The following is a 17,472-nucleotide window of genomic DNA, read 5'->3' on the forward strand; positions in this document are numbered from 1 at the left end:
GCCAGCCAGTACCACGGCTGCGCCACGCGTCATAACGGCCTGATCGAGGCCCTGGACCACCGCCAACGAGACGCTCGCCCATGAAGAAGCTGCACCTGCTGCGCAAGCACCTGATCGCCGCCGTTCCGGCCCTCGCCCGGGATCCCGACCGCCTTCTCACCTTCGTCGAGGAGGGCAGCATCGAGTTCCACCGCGGCCCCAACCTCTCCCACGAGTACGCCTTCGCCGCCCAGCTGGTCCTGACCGACTTCGCCGAGGATCTGGATACCGTCATGCTGCCGCTACTGCAGTGGCTCGCCGAGTACCAACCGGACGTCGACCCCGGGGAGGCGCTCACCTTCGAGGCCGAGATCCTTAGTAACGACGCCGTCGACCTCGCCCTGCGCCTACGCCTCAGCGAGCGGGTGATAGCCCGGGTGGATTGCGATAGCGGTCGCATCGAGGCCGAGCACGTCACCCTGCGCTTCGAGCGCGATACCTGCCCCGCCGCCCAATGGCAGCTTTATACCCGCGAGCCCGGCGAGGATGACTGGGCGCTGGCCAGCGCCTGGGAGGCTGCTAATGGCTGACGACCTGCAGCAGCTGGCCGACTGGGCCGGGCCCTTATTAGCCCGGCTCGACGCAAAGGAGCGGCGGGCCCTGGCCCGATCCCTGGCGCGCGAGCTGCGCCGCGGCCAGCGCGAGCGCATCAAGGCCCAGCGCAATCCCGACGGTAGCGAATTCGCGCCCCGCCAGCCCCAGAAGTGGCGCGCCCGCCAGGGCGGCATCCGCCGCCGGGCGATGTTCGGCAAGCTGGCCACCGCCAAGTGGCTCAAGGCCACCGCCCAGAGCGATACCGCGGTGGTGGGCTTCTTCGGCAACGTGGCGCGCATCGCCAAGACTCACCAGTATGGCCTTCGCGACCGGGTCGACCGCAACGGCCCCACCATCGAGTACCCGCAACGCGAGCTGCTCGGCTTCACCGAGGCGGATCGGACGCGGATCCGTGACGCCCTGATCGAGCACCTCGCCTCGGTGTAAGTCCCCACAGTCACACCCGCCGCCGCTTCGCGCACTCCGCGCCGGCCCGCACGATAGCGGGCATGAACCTCGTCGAACTGCTGCGCCTCATCCATAACCTGATCCGCCTGGGCTCCATCGCCGAGGTGGATCATGCCCGTGCCCGGGTGCGCGTCCAGTCCGGCGAGCTGCTGACCCACTGGCTGCCCTGGATCGAGGCACGCGCCGGTACCACCCGCGACTGGGACCCGCCCACCCAAGGCGAGCAGGTCGTAGTGTTCTCCCCTGGCGGCGACCCCGCCGCCGGTTTCGTGATCAGCGGGCTGTTCTCCGACGCCCATCCGGCGCCGGCGGACAGTGCCGACCTGTGGCGACGACTGTTTCCCGACCAGGCCCTGTTCGAGTACGACCACGCGGCCAGCCGACTGCGCATCAACCTGCCCGGTTCCATCGAGATCAGCGCCCCCGGCGGCACCGCCTGGGTCGGCGACATCAACCACCAGGGCGCCATGACTCGCGAGGGAGCCTACGACCAGCAGGGCGGCAGCCTGACTCACAACGGCAAGAACGTCGGCCACGACCACGCCCACAAGGGCGTCGTCGCCGGTAACAGCAACACCAAGGAGCCCGTGTGATGCCTGGAATGAACGCCAGCAGCGGCCGTGCCATCGAGGGCATCGCCCACATCCAGCAGTCGGTGCGCGACATCCTGACCACGCCGCTTGGCTCGCGAGTCATGCGCCGCGACTATGGCTCGCTGCTGCCCGAACTGATCGACCAGCCTCTGCACGGAGCCACCGCCCTGCGCGCCTACTCGGCCACCGTCGTCGCCCTGATGAAGTGGGAGCCGCGGATCCGCGTGCAGCGCATCACCCGCCTGGCGCCCGCGGACCGCCCCGGCACCCTGGTGCTTGAGATGACCGCGCGGCGCACTGACAGCGGTGAGGCCATCGACATCAATGTGCCCCTGAACAGCGCCGCCGGAGGCCAAGCATGACCACCGCCATCGATCTGTCTCGGCTCCCCGTTCCCAACATCATCGAGGAGGTGGACTACGAAGCCATTCTCAGCGAACAGCTGGCAGATTTGTCTGCGCGCTTTCCTGGCTTCGACGTACCTGCCGAGTCCGACCCGGCCCACAAGATTCTCGAAGTCACGGCCTATCGCGAGCTACTCGTCCGACAGCGCGTCAACGAAGCCGCCCGTGCCGTGATGTTGGCCTATGCGCTGGACGAAGACCTCGACAACCTCGGCGCTCTTTTCAATGTCGAGCGCTTGCAGACTGACCCGGGCAACCCCGGTGCCATCCCGCCGATACAGCCGAGTTACGAGAGCGATGCCGAATTTCGGCGCCGTATCCTGCTGTCACTTCAAGGCCTCAGCACCGCCGGACCCGAAGGAGCCTACATTTACCACGCCCTGTCGGCCGAAGGCGGGGTGCTCGATGCCAGTGCGACAAGCCCGGCACCCGGTGATGTGGTGGTCACAGTGCTGGCAAGAGAGGGCGACGGCACACCACCCGCTGCGCTGCTCGATGCCGTCGATGCTGCCGTCAGCGCCGATGACGTTCGTCCGCTCACGGACCACGTCATCGTTCAGTCGGCCCAGGTCGTCACCTACGCCATCGCCGCCACGCTCTACTTCCAGCCAGGCCCCGACAGCCAAGTCGTGCTCGCCGAGGCCCAAGCCGCCGCCGAAGCATACGCCGAGCAGCAGCATCGCCTGGGCCTCGATGTCACGCTGTCCGGCGTGTATGCCGCGCTGCACCGTCCCGGGGTACAGCGGGTCGAACTAGCCAACCCCACGGCCACCATCACGATAGCACCTGATCAAGCCAGCTATTGCACCGGCATCACGCTCACCGATGGGGGGGTCGATGAGTAATCAGGATCTGCTGCCCCCCAATGCTCGCCCCCTTGAGCGTGCGCTTGCCTCCGTGGCCAGCCGCATCACGGGAGTCCCCACGCCCCTGCTAACACTGTGGAACCCTGACACCTGCCCCACCGAACTCCTTCCCTGGTTGGCCTGGACCATGGGCTTGCAAGCCTGGAAACCCTACTGGTCCGAGCAGATAAAGCGTGAACGAATCCGACAGGCCGCAGAGATTCACCGGCGGCGCGGTACACGTCGCAGCGTACAACGGGTCGTCGAGTCTTTCGGTGCGGGTGTCGCCATGCGTGAGTGGTGGGAAATAGATCCTCCCGGGCAGCCCCATACCTTCGAGCTGTTTATGACAGTGCGCGCCGACAACAACGCCGCCCAGCTTCAGGAGGACATCGTCCACGAGGTCAACCGCGTCAAGCCGGTGCGCAGCCACTTCACTTTGGTCACGGGCATCACGGCCGAGGGAGGTCTCGGCCTCTATGGCGCCGCTCGCCCGACCATTTACCGCCGTATCCAGACTCAGGAATGAGATTCGAGGAATGACATGCCGCTAACGATTACGATCACTGACGCTGGACGGGCCGAACTGATCAACGCTCAGAACACCGGTACGGCACCGGTCGAGATCACCCATGTTGCCTTGGGCGATGGGGGATACACGCCGGATCCGACCCAGTCGGCCCTGCAGAATGAAGTAGCGCGCGTTTCCAGCATAGCGGGCGAGGTGGTGGCGGCCGATACCATCAGCGTAACTGCCAAGGACGAAGGCAGTGCCATCTACACGGTGCGAGAGTTCGGCTTGATCACAGAGCATGGCACCCTGTTCGCCATCTACTCTCAAGCCGACCCCATCATCGAAAAAGCCAGCCCCTCCACCCTTCTGCTGACAATCGATGTCATCCTCCAGAACCTCGACGCCTCTAGCCTCACATTCGGCGACATCACCTTCAGCAATCCGCCAGCCAGCAAGACGGTGGCTGGTGTGGTGCGTTTGAGCAGCTCCGTCACCAATACTTCTGAAAATATGGCGGCAACTCCTCTGGCGGCCAAGAAGGCCTTTGACGCGGCCAGCGAGCGCTTGGAAAAAAGTGCCAACCTGGCAGACCTGGGAAGCACCGCCACTGCCAGGGCAAACCTGGGACTGGGGGCCGCCGCAACTCAGGGCAGCACAGCGAGTCGCACGTCGTCCAGCACGATGGACCTGCTCCAGGCCAAGGCCATGAACGATCACCGCACCAGCGGGGATCACGACAACCGCTATGTTCAGCAGCTGCTGGACGCTCTGGAGATCCTGCGAAATGGCGATGGAGGCCTGATTATTCGCACCGGTGACAACAACGGTGCCTTCATCCTGCAGTTACAAAGCTCCGGCGGTACGGCACGTCTGACGGTGTCCCATGATGCCCCGGAGCTGAAAGGAGATGGCAGCGGCTGGGCAGTGGATGGAGTCGCCCTCGTCGACGCCAACCGCACCCTATCAACGGGTGCCGGACTCTCGGGTGGTGGCAACCTCTCCACCAACCGTACCTTGTTCATCCCCAATGGTGGCATCTCTCTGGGAATGCTTCAGAACTGGATGATCACCAACGAGAAGATAAGCGCGAACGCCATCGAATCCCGGGCCATCTCTGATGCCGCCCTGATCGCCCGCCACTTCTCCAATGGCTGTATTCCTTCAAGCGCATTTCAATCGGAAAGCGTCTATGCCGAGCACCTCGGCACAGGCAGCGCCATTCGGGACTGGGTATGGGGTCGAGCGAACGACAAGGCCAACCAGCTCAACAGCAAAGGATGGAGCGGCCGTGCCATGATGCCGGGCGGGCTGATGCTGCAATGGGGCCAGGCATCGGGAAACGGCGACAAGTGGGTGCCGTTCAACGTCAACTTCCCGAATTCAGCTCGCCGGGTCTTCATGATGGACACGGGCGGCTCCCGCTACAGCTACGGCACAAACCAGCAGCAGGCGTCCGGGTTCTGGGCTCGCGCCCCGGGTAACACCTGGGAAGCTCATTGGTGGGCAATTGGAGACTGAGATGATCTTTTCCCCTAGCGCTGAACGTTTCTTCGCCCCGGAATGGCGCGAACACTACCTGGCGGCTGGCACCTGGCCCAGCGACGGCATCGAGCTCTCGCCAGACGATGCCGAGCCCTATCAGGGCCAGCCCCCGAGTGGCAAGCGGTTGGCCGCCGGAACCGATGGCAAACCATGCTGGGTTGATGCCGATCCCGAGCCCCTCGAAACCCTCGCCACCCGCCAGCGCGCCGCGATCGCCACCGCCCTGGCCGAGGCCCTCGCCGCCGGCATGCCCTACACCATGCCCGATGGCACGGACGAAACGGTGCAGATGCTGGCAGAGGACCGGCAGAACCTGCTCGGCCTTGCGATCGAGGCCCGCGACCTCAAGGCCGCCGGCGAGACCGGCGCCGTCCAGGAGTTCCGCGGCCTCTCGAACACCCGCTATCCAATGACGCCCGACGAGACCATCGCCCTGACCGACGCGGCCCTTGCCCACTACAAGGCTCTCAAGGCCCAGAGCTGGGACCGCAAGGACGCCATCGCTCAGGCACTTGCCGACGGCGCCCGCGACACTCTGGAGTCGATCAGTTGGTAGCTCCTGCCTGACGCCGTTCCTCACGGCCACGCCTCAGCTTGGCGGAGAACAGCAGAGAGGCCCAACGGCTACGTGAGTCAACCCAGGCAACCAGCATAGAGATGGCCAGCACCCCGACCAGATAGAATGGCATCAGTAGGTCAGGATCTCCGTCGTACAGCTTGACCAGGGCGACGGGGACGGCCAATGTCACCGGGACATGCACCAGGAAGATGGGCAACGAATGGCGCCCAATCCACTCCAAAGGGGCAGCAATGCTGCGCCATGGCCACCACATGGCGATCTTGAGCAAGCTGGGTATCACCGCCAGGGAAGCGGCCAAGGACAAGGGGGCATGGGACACCTGGGGATTGAAAGGGTCAATGTAATAGCCGAAGACGACAGCGCCGAATGCCAGCAATACCACGGCTAGAATCCAGGGCATACGCTGAATCACATCGACCAATCTCGGCAGGTGGACGCCCCACCAGCCACCGACCATGAAGATGACCAGATAGAATGCCAGCTTCATGTTCGAGAAATCGCTCAGGTACCCCGCCGCGTAGATCGCCAGCGTAGCGACGAGCCCGAGGGTGGCGCCACGCGATAAGGCAACGAAGGCCAGAACGTAGTAGACCATCAAGTAATAGAGAAACCAGAGGTAGTCGATCGGCTGATAGAACAACGAGGCAAAGAGCTCGCGCCCTTCCTTGCCTAGCATGGCCTCGCGCAGCTCATAGAGCCCGAACATTACCAGCGTCCACACCACATAGGGATACAGGATATGTTGCGCCTTGCCTTTGAAATAGTGGCGCGCTCCTTTGTTGATAGAATGGATTACCAGCAACCCCGATAGAAACATCAGTACCGGCATGCGAAACGGGGTCAGTATCTCGGCTAAGTTGCCGAAGCCTGACCAGGTATTCGGATACTTAGCAGATAGCGAGGCAGCCCCATGTAAATACACCACAAGAAGTATGGCGGTACCTCGTAGCAGATCCATCCACCGATACCGATCCTCCGTGACTCGCTCCATTCCCCACACTCCCTTAGTCAGTCGCACAATGGCATGAATTCTTTCATACCACCGATACCAGCTCCAGCCATCTCGCAGGCTCTCTACACCAGCCCAGCGGTGTGAATCCCGCCACTTACACCCGCCTCTGCTTACCCCCGCACTCCCTGCGCCGCACGATACCAGCGTGATTTCACGTTTCCGCTGAACCGTACCAAGCCCTGCGCAGGAGCCCACATGGCAACCGACTATCACCATGGTGTGCGCGTCATCGAGATCAACGAAGGCACGCGACCGATCCGTACCGTCAGCACGGCGGTGATCGGCCTCGTCGCGACCGCCGACGATGCCGACGCCACCTTCTTCCCCTTGGACACCCCGGTGCTGGTCACCGACGTCTACGAGGCGCTCGGCAAGGCCGGCACTACCGGCACCCTGGCCCGCTCCCTCGATGCCATCGCCGACCAGGCCAAACCGCTGATCGTGGTGGTGCGCGTAGCCGAGGGCCTCGACGAGGCTGAGACCAAGACCAACGTCATCGGCGGTGTCGATGCGACCACCGGCAAGAAGACCGGCATGAAGGCCTTGCTCTCGGCCCAGCAGTCATTCGGCATCAAGCCGCGCATCCTCGGCGTGCCCGAACTCGACGACGCCGACGTGGCCGCCGAGCTGATCGGCGTGGCCCAGCAGCTGCGCGCCTTCGCCTACGTCAGCGCCTTCGGCTGCGCCACCGTCGACGAGGTGGTGATGTACCGCGAGAACTTCGGCGCCCGGGAATGCATGGTCATCTGGCCCGAGTTCACCGGCTTCGATACCACCGCCGGCGAGACCGTCGAGCTCTCCGCCGTGGCCCGGGCCCTCGGCCTGCGCGCCCAGTTGGACGAAACCGTGGGCTGGCACAAGACGCTGTCGAACGTGCCGGTAAACGGCGTCAGCGGCCTGTCGAAGGAAGTCTACTGGGACCTGCAGAACCCGGCGACCGATGCCGGGGTGCTCAACGCCGCCGACGTCACCACCCTGATCAACCAGGGCGGCTTCCGGTTCTGGGGCTCGCGCACCTGCGACACCGATGGCCTTTTCCCCTTCGAGAACTACACCCGCACCGCCCAGGTAGTGGCCGACACCATGGCCGAGGCTCACCTGTGGGCCGTCGACAAGCCGATGCACGCCTCGCTGGTCAAGGACATCATTGAGGGCATCAACGCCAAGTTCCGCGAGTGGAAGGCGCTGGGCTACATCATCGACGGCAACGCCTGGTTCAACGAGCAGGCCAACAGCGAGACCACCCTCAAGGCCGGCAAGTTGTACATCGACTACGACTACACCCCCGTGCCGCCTCTCGAAAACCTCATGTTCCAGCAGCGGATCACCGACCAGTACCTGGTCGACTTCGCCGCACGGATCAACGGCTAACCACCGGTTCAGCACCGGGAACCCATAGGAGGCGCCAACGATGGCACTGCCCAAGAAACTCAAGGACCTGAACCTGTTCGGCAATGGCGACAACTGGCAAGGCCTGGTCGATACCCTGACCCTGCCCGCCCTGGCGCGCAAGATGGAGGAATGGCGTGGCGGCGGCATGGATGCCCCGGTCGATATCGACCTGGGCATGGAGAAGCTCACCTTCGAATGGACCATCGGCGGCCTGGTGCCAGCGATCTTCGACAACTTCGGCACCAACCGACTCGACGCCGATCTGCTGCGCTTCGAGGGCTTCTACGAGCGCGACGACGTGGGCCAGACTTCCGCCGTCACCGTGGTGGTGCGCGGCCGCCACCAGCAGATCGCCATGGGCGACGCCAAGGCCGGCGACAACACCGCCCACCAGGTCACCACCACCTGCAGCTACTACAAGCTCGAGATCGACGGCGCCACCATCATCGAGATCGATGTGCCGGGCCTGGTGTTCAAGGTCAACGGCGAGGATCGTTACGCCGAGCGTCGCAAGGCGCTTGGTCTGTAAAGGCATGTCTCTAACCCCCAACCCACACGAGCACGCCGGCCAGGGCGGGCGTGCCGCCCATCACTCCCCCATCGCATAGGAAGACACCATGACCAAGGCACAGACCGCCCAGGCCATCAGCGAGACCATCACCCTCGAAACGCCGATCGCGCGCGGCGAGACCACCATTGACGAAATCATGGTGCGCAAGCCGACCTCCGGCGAGCTACGTGGCGTGGCCCTGTCCGACGTGCTCCAGCTCCAGGTCGACGCCCTGGTGAAGATCACCCCGCGACTGTCCAGCCCGGCACTGACCGAGCCCGAGATGCGCCACCTCGACCCTGCCGACCTGGTGCAGATCGGCGGAGTCATCGCCGGTTTTTTGCTGACGAAGCGGGCCAAGGGCGAGACCGAGTAGGTCTGCCTGAGCACGTCGAGGAGGCGATGGCTGATCTCGCCGTCACCTTCCACTGGACGCCGGCAGACTGCGCCGGCTTCTCCCTCACCGAACTGATGCAATGGCGCGACCGCGCCCGTCGCCGCACCCAGGGCGACGACGACTGACAGGAGCCGCTGGTGGCCAAACCGCTCAAACTCGAAGTGCTGCTGGGAGCGATCGACAAGGCCACCGGCCCGCTCCGCAAGATCACCGAAGGCAGCGGCAAGACCGCCCAGGCGCTGAAAGCCAGCCGGGATGAGCTGCGCACCCTGGAGCGTGCCCAGAAGGACCTCAGGGGCTTTCGCCAGCTCAAGCAGCAATCACAGCAGACCAGCACAGCGCTCGAGGACCAGCAACGCGAGATCCGCGAGCTCTCTCGGCAGATGGAACATGCCGAGGGCAGCACCCAGGCCCTGTCTCGCAAGCGGGACGCCGCCATCCGACAGGCCCGCAAGCTGAAGGAGCGCTACGAAGGCGAACAACGGCAGCTGCAGCAGCTGCGTACCTCCATACATCGCGTGGAGGGTGTCACCGGCAGCTACAGCGATCAGCAGCGCGAACTGACTCGCCGCATTCAACAGGCCAACCAGCAGCTCGGACAACAGCAGCATGAGCTCAGCGAGACGGCGCGCCGCCAACGCCAGGCGGCCGATGCCGCCAAGCGCTACCAGCGGGCCACGGCCCGCAGCGGCAGCATCGCCGGGGCCGGGGCCGCCGGCGCGGCCACCGGCGGCGTTGCGCTGACCGCCATGAGCGCTCAGGCACTCAGCAACCAACGAGGCGGCGCGCGCCTGGCCGCGCAATTCGGCGAGGGCATCGAGGCCGCCGAGCGCTATCGCGAGGTGATCACCGGCGTGTACCGCACCGGTCGCGGCGGCGGACTGGAGGAGGTGACCAATGCCGTGGGCGCCCTGGGCGCGGCCTTCGGGTCATTGGAGACCCAATCCAGTGCCCAGCTACAGGCGATCACCGAGCGCGCCCTAACGCTCTCGGACGCCTTCGGTATCGACGTGACCGAGGCCGCGCAGACGGCCGGCATCATGGTCCAGAACGGCCTGGCCAAGGACGCCACCGCCGCCTTCGACCTGATCACGCGAGGCTTCCAGGAAGTCTCGGTCGGCATGCGTGACGAGCTGCCAGAGATCCTCCACGAGTACTCGACCAACTTCCGCGCCCTGGGGCTCGACGGCCAGCAGGCCATGAACCTGCTGGTGGCCGCCGCCGACCAGGGCAAGTTCGCCCTCGACAAGACCGGCGACGCCCTCAAGGAGTTCACCATCCGCGGCTCGGACATGAGCGACTCTACCCTTGAGGCCTATGAGACGATCGGGCTGAACGCCGAGCAAATGGCCAACGCCATCGCCAGCGGCGGCGACCGAGCCCACCAGGCCCTGCTGACCACGGCTCGCAGCCTGCTCGACATCGAGGATCCCGCCAGGCGTGCCAATACCGCCATCGCGCTGTTCGGCACACCGATCGAGGATCTCTCCGTCGATCAGATCCCGCAGTTCCTGCAGGCACTTTCCGGCACCGAGGACCGGCTGGGCCGAGTCGTCGGCGCGACCCGCGAGATGGGCGAGACCCTGGACAACAACGCCGGCGATGCCCTCAAGCGCATCCAGCGCGCCTTGTCGGGCGCCTTCATGGGGGTACTGAGCGACGCGCAGGACGAGATCATCGCGGTGAGCGACGCCGTGACCGGCTGGATCGAGGAAAATCCCGAGCTGGCCAGCACCCTCGCCAAGGCCGCCGCTGCCGTCGCGGCGCTGGTGGCCGTGGGCGGGACGCTGATGGTGGTGCTCGGCTCCATCCTCGGGCCCATTGCAGCCGTGCGCTACGCCCTTACCCTGCTCTCCCTCAATCCGGCGGCACTGACCATCATGGGCATCGTCGCCGCGGCGGCCGCCCTCGCCGCCGGTGCCTACCTGGTCTACCGGAACTGGGACAAGATCAGCGCCTGGTTCGGCCAGCGCTGGGACGACGTGAAGGCGGCGTTCTCCGGCGGCATCAGCGAGATCATGCGGCTGCTCGCTAACTGGTCACCGATCGGCCTGATCTACCGCGGCGTCACCGCCGGCCTCGAGGCGATGGGCATCGAGGTGCCGGCCAAGTTCACCAGCCTGGGCGGCGCCATCATCGACGGCCTGGTAGGCGGCATCACCGGCGGCCTCAGCCGGCTCGGCGACGCCATCATGGGGATGGGCGAGAGCATCAAGAACTGGTTCAAGGACGCCCTGGGCATCAACTCGCCCTCACGGGTGTTTGCTGGCTTCGGCTCCAACCTCCTCGAGGGCTTGGTCAACGGCATCGATGCCAGCTGGCAGACGCTCAAGGACGCCATCGGCAATACCGCCGATGCGGTGGTCGGCTGGTTCAAGGACAAGCTCGGGATCAACTCACCCTCGCGGGTGTTCGCCGAGCTGGGCGTGCACACCGTCGACGGCCTGAACGTGGGCCTCGATCGGCGACGCGACGAGCCCGCCAAGCGGGTACGCGACATCGCCCAGCGGGTCGCCCGGGCCGGAGCCGGCCTGGCCATCGGCAGCCTGGCGATGCCCGCCGCGGCGGATATTCCCATCGACCGTCGCCCTGCACTGGCCGCCCCGGCACCCAGCGCTCAGGCGGCCGGTGACAGCATCACCATCCACGTGCACGGCGCCCCGGGACAGGACGCCACGACTCTGGCCCAAGAAGTCCACCGGATCCTCGAGCAACGCGACCGCGAGAAAGCCGCGCGCCGTCGCTCGTCGCTGCGCGATATCGACTGATTCCACCACCAGGAGCACACCCGATGCTGATGGCCCTTGGCATGTTCGTCTTCCAGACGCGCTCCGTGCCCTACCAGCAACTGCAACGCGCGACTCAGTGGCGCCACGCCAGTCAGTCGCGGGTCGGCGATCGCCCGGCCTACCAGTTCGTGGGGCCCGGGGCCGACACCATCACCCTGTCCGGCACCCTGCTTCCGGAATTCACCGGCGGCCGGCTCGACCTGGACGAGATCCGCGACATGGCCGACGAGGGCAAGGCATGGCCTCTGGTCGAGGGAACCGGCCGGCAGTATGGCCTGTGGGTCATCACCGGCGTCAACGAGACCTCAAGCACCTTCTTCCGCGATGGCGCGGCCCAGAAGATCGAGTTCACCATCACCCTCGAGCACGTCGACGACCAGCGCACCGACCTGATCGGCAACCTCACCACCTACGGCATCGCCCGATTCGCGGGGGCCTTCGTATGAGAGCATCTCGCGACAACGCCACGCCCTACCGCTACCGGCGCCCGAGCTATCGCCTCACCCTCGCCGGCGAAGACATCACCCCGCGCCTGAATGGCCGCCTGATCGATCTGCGCCTGCGCGAGCAACGCGGCCTCGAGGCGGACCAGCTGGACATCACCCTGGCCGACCACGATGGCGCCCTGGCGCTGCCCCGGCGTGGCGCCACGCTGCGCCTGGCCTTCGGCTGGCAGGACGAAGGGCTGATCGACAAGGGCCTGTTCGCGGTGGACGAGGTTCAGCACAGTGGTTCGCCCGATCAGCTCACCCTGCGCGCGCGGTCAGCCGACATGCGTGGCGACCTGCCCGGCAAGCGAACCTTCAGCTGGCACGACCTGACGCTGGAAGAGATCGTCGAGACCATCGCCAAGCGCCATGGCCTGGATCCGGTGGTCGGCCAGACCCTGGGCGGCATTCGCCTGGAGCACATCGACCAGACCGAGGAGTCCGACCTCAACTTCCTGACGCGCCTCGGTGAGCGCTTTGACGCCATCGCCGCGGTGAAGGCCGGGCGCATGCTGTTCACCCTCGCCGGTGAGGCACTCACCGCCAGCGGACTGACAATGCCGGCGATCAGCCTGACCCGGAGCGACGGCGACCAGCACCGCTACAGCATCACCGATCGCGACAGCTACAGCGGCGTGAAGGCCTATTGGAACGACACCCAGGGCGCCGAACGCCAGATCGTTATGGTGGGAAGCGATGACAATGCCAAGCAGCTACGCCCGACCTATGCAAGCAAGGCCGATGCGCTGACCGCCGCCCGGGCCGAGTGGCGGCGCCTACAGCGCGGGCTGGCCGAGTTCGAGCTGACGCTGGCCCAAGGGAGAGCGGACGTGCTACCCGAGTCACCGCTGGCGGTGCACGGGTTCAAGCCGGAGATCGACGCGACGCCCTGGTTGGTCACTGAGGTGGAGCACACACTCGGCGATAGCGGCTTCGGGACGCGGATTCGCTGCGAGGTGAGTGGCGCTGCCCTGGAACGGGCGGGGAATCAGGCGCCCCAAAACGAAAACGACGGGGGTTGACCCCGTCGAGAGTGCTACTTTTCGCGTACGGCGCCCACTCCGTCGGCTTAAAGTCGCTGTCAAAATTACCTTGTGTCTCAGCCAGCTAGCCATGGCGCCGGATCTGCTTGCCAAGTATCATTGTGCCCAGATTTTCGTGTCAGGATGATGAGATGTCAGAGCAGATCGTACTGCCCTTTCTGAAGTGGGCCGGAGGAAAACGGTGGTTGGTTCGAGACCATCCTGACATTTTTCCGGCGGACTTCAACACTTACATTGAGCCCTTCTTAGGAAGCGGTTCGGTGTTTTTTCACATGCAACCCAAAAAAGCTCTTCTTTCCGATGCAAATAAAGAGCTCATCATTACCTATCAAGCATTGCGCAATAGAAACAGGAAAGTAGAGTCATTACTGAAAAGATATCATGCGTGCCATTCTGAAGAGTTTTACTACTTTATGCGTGGCCAAGAGCCTAAGAAACAGGAAGAGATTGCAGCACGCATGATTTATCTGAATAGGACCTGCTGGAATGGTTTGTACAGAGTCAACTTATCGGGAAGGTTCAATGTGCCCAAGGGCACAAAGAAAAACGTTATACTTGACACCGACAATTTCAAAGAAACGGCTAGGCTGTTGCGCCGCTCGAAAATCGTCCACTCAGATTTTGAAAAAATTATTGATTCAGCACAAGAAAATGACTTTGTTTTTGTGGACCCCCCTTACACGGTAAAACACAACCTTAATGGATTTGTTAAATACAATGAAAAGCTTTTCTCTTGGGATGACCAAGTAAGATTAAAGCTAGCCATCGACCGAGCTACTGCCCGGGGCGCGAAAGTTCTCCTAACAAATGCAGACCATGAATCCATACTTAGCTTGTATGATAACTATATCAGCCGAAACACGCTGTCCAGAAACAGTGTGCTATCTGGAAAGAGTGAGTTCCGAGGAGAATTCTCGGAACTCACTATTAAGTGCTGGATTTAGCAACCATCAAATTTCAAATGGCGAAACCTCTACTAACTTTTTGTACAAGCCAGACTCACCACTCGACCCTGGCTTGTAGTTATCAGTTGTGAAATGGTTGTCATCTAAGTCGATGGCTTCAAAAATCTCCAAGAAATCCTCTTCAGATGGAACAAATTTCCCGATATACAGATAACAATGTTTCAAGTACCTCATTAACGCCATGAACCCATTTGTCCGACGTAACATGACCCCCTTATCTTCGGAGTTCCACGCTATCGGCCACTTTTTAGATATGGCGGAAAAATAGAACCAAAGAATATCAGTAAGCTCAAAATCTTTTTCGTCTATCATGAAATCTCTAAATATAAGCTTGCTTTTATCCTTTTCATCAGCCCTAGGTATTTTTTTCTTCCTTATATAAAGGTCTCTATCTTGTTGAGGCTTCCTGCTCAAGTATTTCATTAGAGACTGAACAAAGGCAGCTTGAGTTATCGCCCCTGGCAGGCTATGAGGGCTGGCAACGCCAAGGCGTTTTATTCTTTTATACAGCGGGCTTCCTTCAGTCTCATTAAGCGAGACCGCTATATCATGACATAACTTTTGCGGACTTCTTGACTCCGCCAGATCGTATAAATCATAAAGGAGGCTTTTATTTATCTTAGTCTGTGCAATATTCACAGTCGAAAATATATATGCCTCAGATGCCACGTCTATATCAACAAATATAGACACATTTACTTGGAAATCTTCGTCTCCATTATAGCCTTTCAGGCCTTCTATCCTGTGCTGACCGTCTATAACTTTAGCGATTTTCTCTAGAGGAATATCTTCATCATCCTCATCATCGCTTTCCCTTACGTACGGCGCTAAGCTTAAAGTTCCAGACTGCTCGTCATATTCTGCACATTTGCCATCTACAGAAAGAATTACCGCTGTAGGAAAACAAGCATCAAAGCTATTCACGTATTCTGCAATCTCAGCAACACGCTTCTTGCTCAAAGGACGCTGAATTCCGAGATAAGACTCAAAGCCTCTCTCGCCGTCTATTCTTCTCACATCTGTATGTGTGATATCAATCAAATCGCGATAATCAATAACTCCCATGAAAAACGTACCAATTTTTTGCTTCACGGGAACACATGAAACATCAAAGCTATTTTTGTCGCTATACCGATGAAAAATCTCTGCTTGAGCACTCATACTCATCCCCTCCCTCTAGCATGCGCTGCATATGCTTGTGCTTTGCTAATCGTGGAGTCACGCATTTTGTCATCGGGCCTTTTAACACTATGATTAATATATGTCGCAAAATAATTAATCAACAACGAAACAAATAAAGCCACAACAGATGAGTTAACCATAAAACTCTCATCCATGTCATTCACAAGCTTGTTAGCAACATATGCTGTAACTGCCATCAGTGTATAGACAGCCACAAAAAATTGAAAAAACCGCCTATACTTTATTGGCGGCTCTGCCACGACTGAGTATGCAAGTGGTCCCATCATAGCAATTGAGGCAATCATTAGCTCACCCTGCATAGCATTGAGTGAAACTGCATCAAACCATGTGTTGTCCGCAGTGTAGCGAAGAAGGAGTATCCCTATCGCAATTGACGACAGAGCATAGACTGAGATAATAGAAAACTCAGCAAAGGCTGAGCACATCCATCTCCAAACATCTCTAAATCTTCTCCTAATAGAACTCATGGTCCCACCCCCGCAAGCGGATAAAAAGCCTTTTTATAGTCACATTGCCTCCAAGCTAAAACACTCTGACACTAATCAAAGTATGAAAATCGGCCACTATTTCCTTAGCCATTTTATTTACCTAACCCGCCGGCGATACTGCGCCAACCCTAGCCCTGTGAATCACCACCCCACGGCAATCCGAGCGATAAGCAAACACCGACTCACTGGGTCGCACGGTCGGAATCAGCAGCAGTCGTCCACCCATGCGATGACACCGGAACACACGGAGCGCATCCTCGGACTGAACGATGACCAGGTCGTCGTGCTGTATGGGACGAGACTCGTCTACGACTAGAAGATCGCCCTCGATGACATCACCCTCCACGCCGGCTTCATCATGCACCTCGACGAGGTAGCGCATAGGCGAGAGCAAGTTGGCATCGAGCTCGATGGATTGCGGCAGGAACTCCGGCAGGGCCGGGCCTAGGTAGTGCACTCGCATGGCAACCTCAATCGAAGCTGAACGACTGGCGGTTGTCTGCGGCCTGGGTCTCCATATCGATACACCCGCCCAGAGTGCTGTAGCTGCCGGAACCGGTTATGGTTGCGACTTCTTCACACTGACGCCGGACCCCGCCGGGGATCGAAGCCCACTCAGTCTTGAGGCGGTTGTAGGCGGCTTGCTCCATCTGGATGCAGCCGTTGTAGGTGACGTTGCTGAACTCGCCGCCGATGCTGGCAACCATCTCGCACTGTGTCTCGACATCGAAGCGAGGGATCTCGTCAGCGAGGGCTGCCATGGGTAGGCAACCCGCTAGCACTGTGGCTTGTAGTACACGCTTCATCCTTGTTCTCCCTGCGTATTCGCCCTCTTCACGGGGCCCGTTTTTGCGCGCATGCGCCGAAGCTACTCGGCGCCAATGTGAATTGACGCCTACGCGATCCTGCCGATGCGGATCTCACACCGCCCCAGAATTTCCACGTCGCGGAGTTGTTCGGGTCGGATCATTTCCGGCTGGTAGTGGGTGTTGTCGCTGATCAGGTAGAGGGCCCCGCCGGCCAGGCGCTGAACCCGCTTGATGCGACGCTCACCGCTGACCAGCAGCAGGAATACCCCTTCCTGGCGCACGTCCTGGTTGGCGCGGTCCACCAGCACCCAGTCGCCGTCCGAGAGCGTGCCCTCCATCGAATCGCCGCGCACCTTGACCCCCGCCACCTGGGCGGCACAGAGCCCCAACGCTGATAGCTGGGCCTCGGGAAAGTACAGGGCCCCTTCGACACGCTCTTCTTCGAGTGAGCGGCCGTCGCCAGCAGCGCCCTCGACATCATAGAGCTTGACCTCGGCGAGCCCGGGAGCAGGTGCTGCAGCCGCTTCAATCTGAGCGCCGCTAGCAACGTGCAAGGCGTCAGTTGACGCTACGGAAAAAGAATCCGAACGGATGCCTTCAATCACATACCTGACATCCACGCCTGCGGAGGCGACGGCCGAGAGGTAGTCAGCCTTTGGGCTGCGCTTATCGTTCTCATAGAGCATTTGCGTGTTCTTCGTGATGCCCGCCAGGTCACCAAGCTCGGTCTGCGAGAGCTGCAATCGGCTTCGCTCTTCACGCAAACGCATTCCAATGGAATCCATAAGATTCATTCTTCCCTTTGACAATGGAATCG

The 17,472-nt window shown here is 61.4% G+C and carries 22 protein-coding genes; 16 read left to right on the plus strand and 6 right to left on the minus strand.

From position 1 onward, the window contains the following. Positions 1-80 precede the first annotated feature (80 nt). The 8 genes from KUV86_RS16880 to KUV86_RS16915 all read left to right on the plus strand — a co-directional run bounded on the left by KUV86_RS16880 (position 81) and on the right by KUV86_RS16915 (position 5,495). The gene (locus KUV86_RS16880) at positions 81-569 is read left to right on the plus strand and encodes a phage tail protein (RefSeq protein WP_222485786.1); all 489 of its coding nucleotides are present in this window, start codon (positions 81-83) and stop codon (positions 567-569) included. Continuing rightward, positions 562-1,020, plus strand: coding sequence for a phage virion morphogenesis protein (locus KUV86_RS16885; protein WP_222485789.1), 459 nt, complete (start codon positions 562-564; stop codon positions 1,018-1,020). The genes KUV86_RS16880 and KUV86_RS16885 overlap by 8 nt, the downstream gene beginning before the upstream one ends. A gap of 62 nt (positions 1,021-1,082) precedes the next feature. Further along, positions 1,083-1,634: a phage baseplate assembly protein V gene (locus KUV86_RS16890; protein WP_222485790.1), complete on the plus strand. Its 552-nt coding sequence runs from the start codon at positions 1,083-1,085 to the stop codon at positions 1,632-1,634. After that, positions 1,634-1,996, plus strand: coding sequence for a GPW/gp25 family protein (locus KUV86_RS16895; RefSeq protein WP_222485792.1), 363 nt, complete (start codon positions 1,634-1,636; stop codon positions 1,994-1,996). The genes KUV86_RS16890 and KUV86_RS16895 overlap by 1 nt, the downstream gene beginning before the upstream one ends. Beyond that, positions 1,993-2,883 (plus strand): baseplate J/gp47 family protein, encoded by an 891-nt coding sequence (locus KUV86_RS16900; protein ID WP_222485805.1) that lies wholly within the window; start codon positions 1,993-1,995, stop codon positions 2,881-2,883. The genes KUV86_RS16895 and KUV86_RS16900 overlap by 4 nt, the downstream gene beginning before the upstream one ends. Then, positions 2,876-3,412, plus strand: coding sequence for a phage tail protein I (locus KUV86_RS16905; RefSeq protein ID WP_222485808.1), 537 nt, complete (start codon positions 2,876-2,878; stop codon positions 3,410-3,412). The genes KUV86_RS16900 and KUV86_RS16905 overlap by 8 nt, the downstream gene beginning before the upstream one ends. A gap of 15 nt (positions 3,413-3,427) precedes the next feature. Then, positions 3,428-4,915 (plus strand): phage tail protein, encoded by a 1,488-nt coding sequence (locus KUV86_RS16910; RefSeq protein WP_222485810.1) that lies wholly within the window; start codon positions 3,428-3,430, stop codon positions 4,913-4,915. Position 4,916: 1 nt separating this feature from the next. After that, complete coding sequence (locus KUV86_RS16915; RefSeq protein WP_222485812.1) at positions 4,917-5,495, plus strand: DUF4376 domain-containing protein; 579 nt, start codon at positions 4,917-4,919, stop codon at positions 5,493-5,495. On the opposite strand, the gene KUV86_RS16920 is transcribed toward KUV86_RS16915, so the two are convergent. Next, positions 5,485-6,477 (minus strand): acyltransferase family protein, encoded by a 993-nt coding sequence (locus KUV86_RS16920; protein ID WP_222485814.1) that lies wholly within the window; start codon positions 6,475-6,477, stop codon positions 5,485-5,487. The two genes, KUV86_RS16915 and KUV86_RS16920, sit on opposite strands and share 11 nt — an antisense overlap. Before the next feature lie 249 nt (positions 6,478-6,726). Between KUV86_RS16920 and KUV86_RS16925 the strand changes: the two genes are divergently transcribed. From KUV86_RS16925 to KUV86_RS16960, 8 genes are all read left to right on the plus strand, one after another. Continuing rightward, positions 6,727-7,902: a phage tail sheath protein gene (locus KUV86_RS16925; protein WP_222485816.1), complete on the plus strand. Its 1,176-nt coding sequence runs from the start codon at positions 6,727-6,729 to the stop codon at positions 7,900-7,902. Between the two features lie 40 nt (positions 7,903-7,942). Beyond that, positions 7,943-8,452 (plus strand): phage major tail tube protein, encoded by a 510-nt coding sequence (locus KUV86_RS16930; protein WP_222485818.1) that lies wholly within the window; start codon positions 7,943-7,945, stop codon positions 8,450-8,452. Between the two features lie 88 nt (positions 8,453-8,540). Then, positions 8,541-8,849, plus strand: coding sequence for a phage tail assembly protein (locus tag KUV86_RS16935; RefSeq protein ID WP_222485820.1), 309 nt, complete (start codon positions 8,541-8,543; stop codon positions 8,847-8,849). Positions 8,850-8,875: 26 nt separating this feature from the next. Beyond that, positions 8,876-8,995: a GpE family phage tail protein gene (locus tag KUV86_RS16940; RefSeq protein ID WP_124804057.1), complete on the plus strand. Its 120-nt coding sequence runs from the start codon at positions 8,876-8,878 to the stop codon at positions 8,993-8,995. 12 nt (positions 8,996-9,007) lie between these two features. After that, the gene (locus tag KUV86_RS16945) at positions 9,008-11,638 is read left to right on the plus strand and encodes a phage tail tape measure protein (protein ID WP_222485822.1); all 2,631 of its coding nucleotides are present in this window, start codon (positions 9,008-9,010) and stop codon (positions 11,636-11,638) included. A gap of 23 nt (positions 11,639-11,661) precedes the next feature. Beyond that, positions 11,662-12,105 carry a phage tail protein gene (locus tag KUV86_RS16950; protein WP_222485824.1) on the plus strand — a complete coding sequence of 148 codons (444 nt, stop codon included), beginning with the start codon at positions 11,662-11,664 and terminating at the stop codon, positions 12,103-12,105. Continuing rightward, on the plus strand, positions 12,102-13,169 hold the full coding sequence (locus tag KUV86_RS16955; protein WP_222485826.1) for a phage late control D family protein: 1,068 nt from the start codon (positions 12,102-12,104) through the stop codon (positions 13,167-13,169). The genes KUV86_RS16950 and KUV86_RS16955 overlap by 4 nt, the downstream gene beginning before the upstream one ends. Positions 13,170-13,321: 152 nt before the next feature. Further along, on the plus strand, positions 13,322-14,134 hold the full coding sequence (locus tag KUV86_RS16960) for a DNA adenine methylase (RefSeq protein WP_222485828.1): 813 nt from the start codon (positions 13,322-13,324) through the stop codon (positions 14,132-14,134). Positions 14,135-14,140: 6 nt separating this feature from the next. On the opposite strand, the gene KUV86_RS16965 is transcribed toward KUV86_RS16960, so the two are convergent. From KUV86_RS16965 to KUV86_RS16985, 5 genes are all read right to left on the minus strand, one after another. After that, positions 14,141-15,316 carry a DGQHR domain-containing protein gene (locus KUV86_RS16965; protein WP_222485830.1) on the minus strand — a complete coding sequence of 392 codons (1,176 nt, stop codon included), beginning with the start codon at positions 15,314-15,316 and terminating at the stop codon, positions 14,141-14,143. A 2-nt stretch (positions 15,317-15,318) separates the two neighbouring features. After that, the gene (locus tag KUV86_RS16970) at positions 15,319-15,825 is read right to left on the minus strand and encodes a hypothetical protein (protein WP_222485832.1); all 507 of its coding nucleotides are present in this window, start codon (positions 15,823-15,825) and stop codon (positions 15,319-15,321) included. A 121-nt stretch (positions 15,826-15,946) separates the two neighbouring features. Beyond that, a complete protein-coding gene (locus KUV86_RS16975; protein WP_222485834.1) occupies positions 15,947-16,309 on the minus strand; it encodes a S24 family peptidase in 363 nt (120 codons plus the stop codon). A gap of 7 nt (positions 16,310-16,316) precedes the next feature. Then, a complete protein-coding gene (locus KUV86_RS16980) occupies positions 16,317-16,652 on the minus strand; it encodes a hypothetical protein (protein WP_222485836.1) in 336 nt (111 codons plus the stop codon). A gap of 89 nt (positions 16,653-16,741) precedes the next feature. Further along, positions 16,742-17,425: an XRE family transcriptional regulator gene (locus tag KUV86_RS16985; RefSeq protein ID WP_222485838.1), complete on the minus strand. Its 684-nt coding sequence runs from the start codon at positions 17,423-17,425 to the stop codon at positions 16,742-16,744. Positions 17,426-17,472: the final 47 nt, after the last annotated feature.

The organism is Halomonas sp. DP8Y7-3 (assembly GCF_019801675.1).
Classification (GTDB): domain Bacteria; phylum Pseudomonadota; class Gammaproteobacteria; order Pseudomonadales; family Halomonadaceae; genus Halomonas; species Halomonas litopenaei_A.

What these genes read in the sequence shown, in the direction of transcription:
- KUV86_RS16955 (WP_222485826.1), top strand. Translation starts at nt 12,102, where the DNA reads ATGAGAGCATCTCGCGACAACGCCACGCCCTACCGCTACCGGCGCCCG.
- KUV86_RS16910 (WP_222485810.1), top strand. Translation starts at nt 3,428, where the DNA reads ATGCCGCTAACGATTACGATCACTGACGCTGGACGGGCCGAACTGATC.
- KUV86_RS16905 (WP_222485808.1), top strand. Translation starts at nt 2,876, where the DNA reads ATGAGTAATCAGGATCTGCTGCCCCCCAATGCTCGCCCCCTTGAGCGT.
- KUV86_RS16985 (WP_222485838.1), bottom strand. Translation starts at nt 17,425, where the DNA reads ATGCGTTTGCGTGAAGAGCGAAGCCGATTGCAGCTCTCGCAGACCGAG.
- KUV86_RS16880 (WP_222485786.1), top strand. Translation starts at nt 81, where the DNA reads ATGAAGAAGCTGCACCTGCTGCGCAAGCACCTGATCGCCGCCGTTCCG.
- KUV86_RS16935 (WP_222485820.1), top strand. Translation starts at nt 8,541, where the DNA reads ATGACCAAGGCACAGACCGCCCAGGCCATCAGCGAGACCATCACCCTC.
- KUV86_RS16890 (WP_222485790.1), top strand. Translation starts at nt 1,083, where the DNA reads ATGAACCTCGTCGAACTGCTGCGCCTCATCCATAACCTGATCCGCCTG.
- KUV86_RS16925 (WP_222485816.1), top strand. Translation starts at nt 6,727, where the DNA reads ATGGCAACCGACTATCACCATGGTGTGCGCGTCATCGAGATCAACGAA.
- KUV86_RS16920 (WP_222485814.1), bottom strand. Translation starts at nt 6,477, where the DNA reads ATGGATCTGCTACGAGGTACCGCCATACTTCTTGTGGTGTATTTACAT.
- KUV86_RS16930 (WP_222485818.1), top strand. Translation starts at nt 7,943, where the DNA reads ATGGCACTGCCCAAGAAACTCAAGGACCTGAACCTGTTCGGCAATGGC.
- KUV86_RS16950 (WP_222485824.1), top strand. Translation starts at nt 11,662, where the DNA reads ATGCTGATGGCCCTTGGCATGTTCGTCTTCCAGACGCGCTCCGTGCCC.
- KUV86_RS16915 (WP_222485812.1), top strand. Translation starts at nt 4,917, where the DNA reads ATGATCTTTTCCCCTAGCGCTGAACGTTTCTTCGCCCCGGAATGGCGC.
- KUV86_RS16965 (WP_222485830.1), bottom strand. Translation starts at nt 15,316, where the DNA reads ATGAGTGCTCAAGCAGAGATTTTTCATCGGTATAGCGACAAAAATAGC.
- KUV86_RS16960 (WP_222485828.1), top strand. Translation starts at nt 13,322, where the DNA reads ATGTCAGAGCAGATCGTACTGCCCTTTCTGAAGTGGGCCGGAGGAAAA.
- KUV86_RS16975 (WP_222485834.1), bottom strand. Translation starts at nt 16,309, where the DNA reads ATGCGAGTGCACTACCTAGGCCCGGCCCTGCCGGAGTTCCTGCCGCAA.
- KUV86_RS16940 (WP_124804057.1), top strand. Translation starts at nt 8,876, where the DNA reads ATGGCTGATCTCGCCGTCACCTTCCACTGGACGCCGGCAGACTGCGCC.
- KUV86_RS16895 (WP_222485792.1), top strand. Translation starts at nt 1,634, where the DNA reads ATGCCTGGAATGAACGCCAGCAGCGGCCGTGCCATCGAGGGCATCGCC.
- KUV86_RS16885 (WP_222485789.1), top strand. Translation starts at nt 562, where the DNA reads ATGGCTGACGACCTGCAGCAGCTGGCCGACTGGGCCGGGCCCTTATTA.
- KUV86_RS16970 (WP_222485832.1), bottom strand. Translation starts at nt 15,825, where the DNA reads ATGAGTTCTATTAGGAGAAGATTTAGAGATGTTTGGAGATGGATGTGC.
- KUV86_RS16980 (WP_222485836.1), bottom strand. Translation starts at nt 16,652, where the DNA reads ATGAAGCGTGTACTACAAGCCACAGTGCTAGCGGGTTGCCTACCCATG.
- KUV86_RS16900 (WP_222485805.1), top strand. Translation starts at nt 1,993, where the DNA reads ATGACCACCGCCATCGATCTGTCTCGGCTCCCCGTTCCCAACATCATC.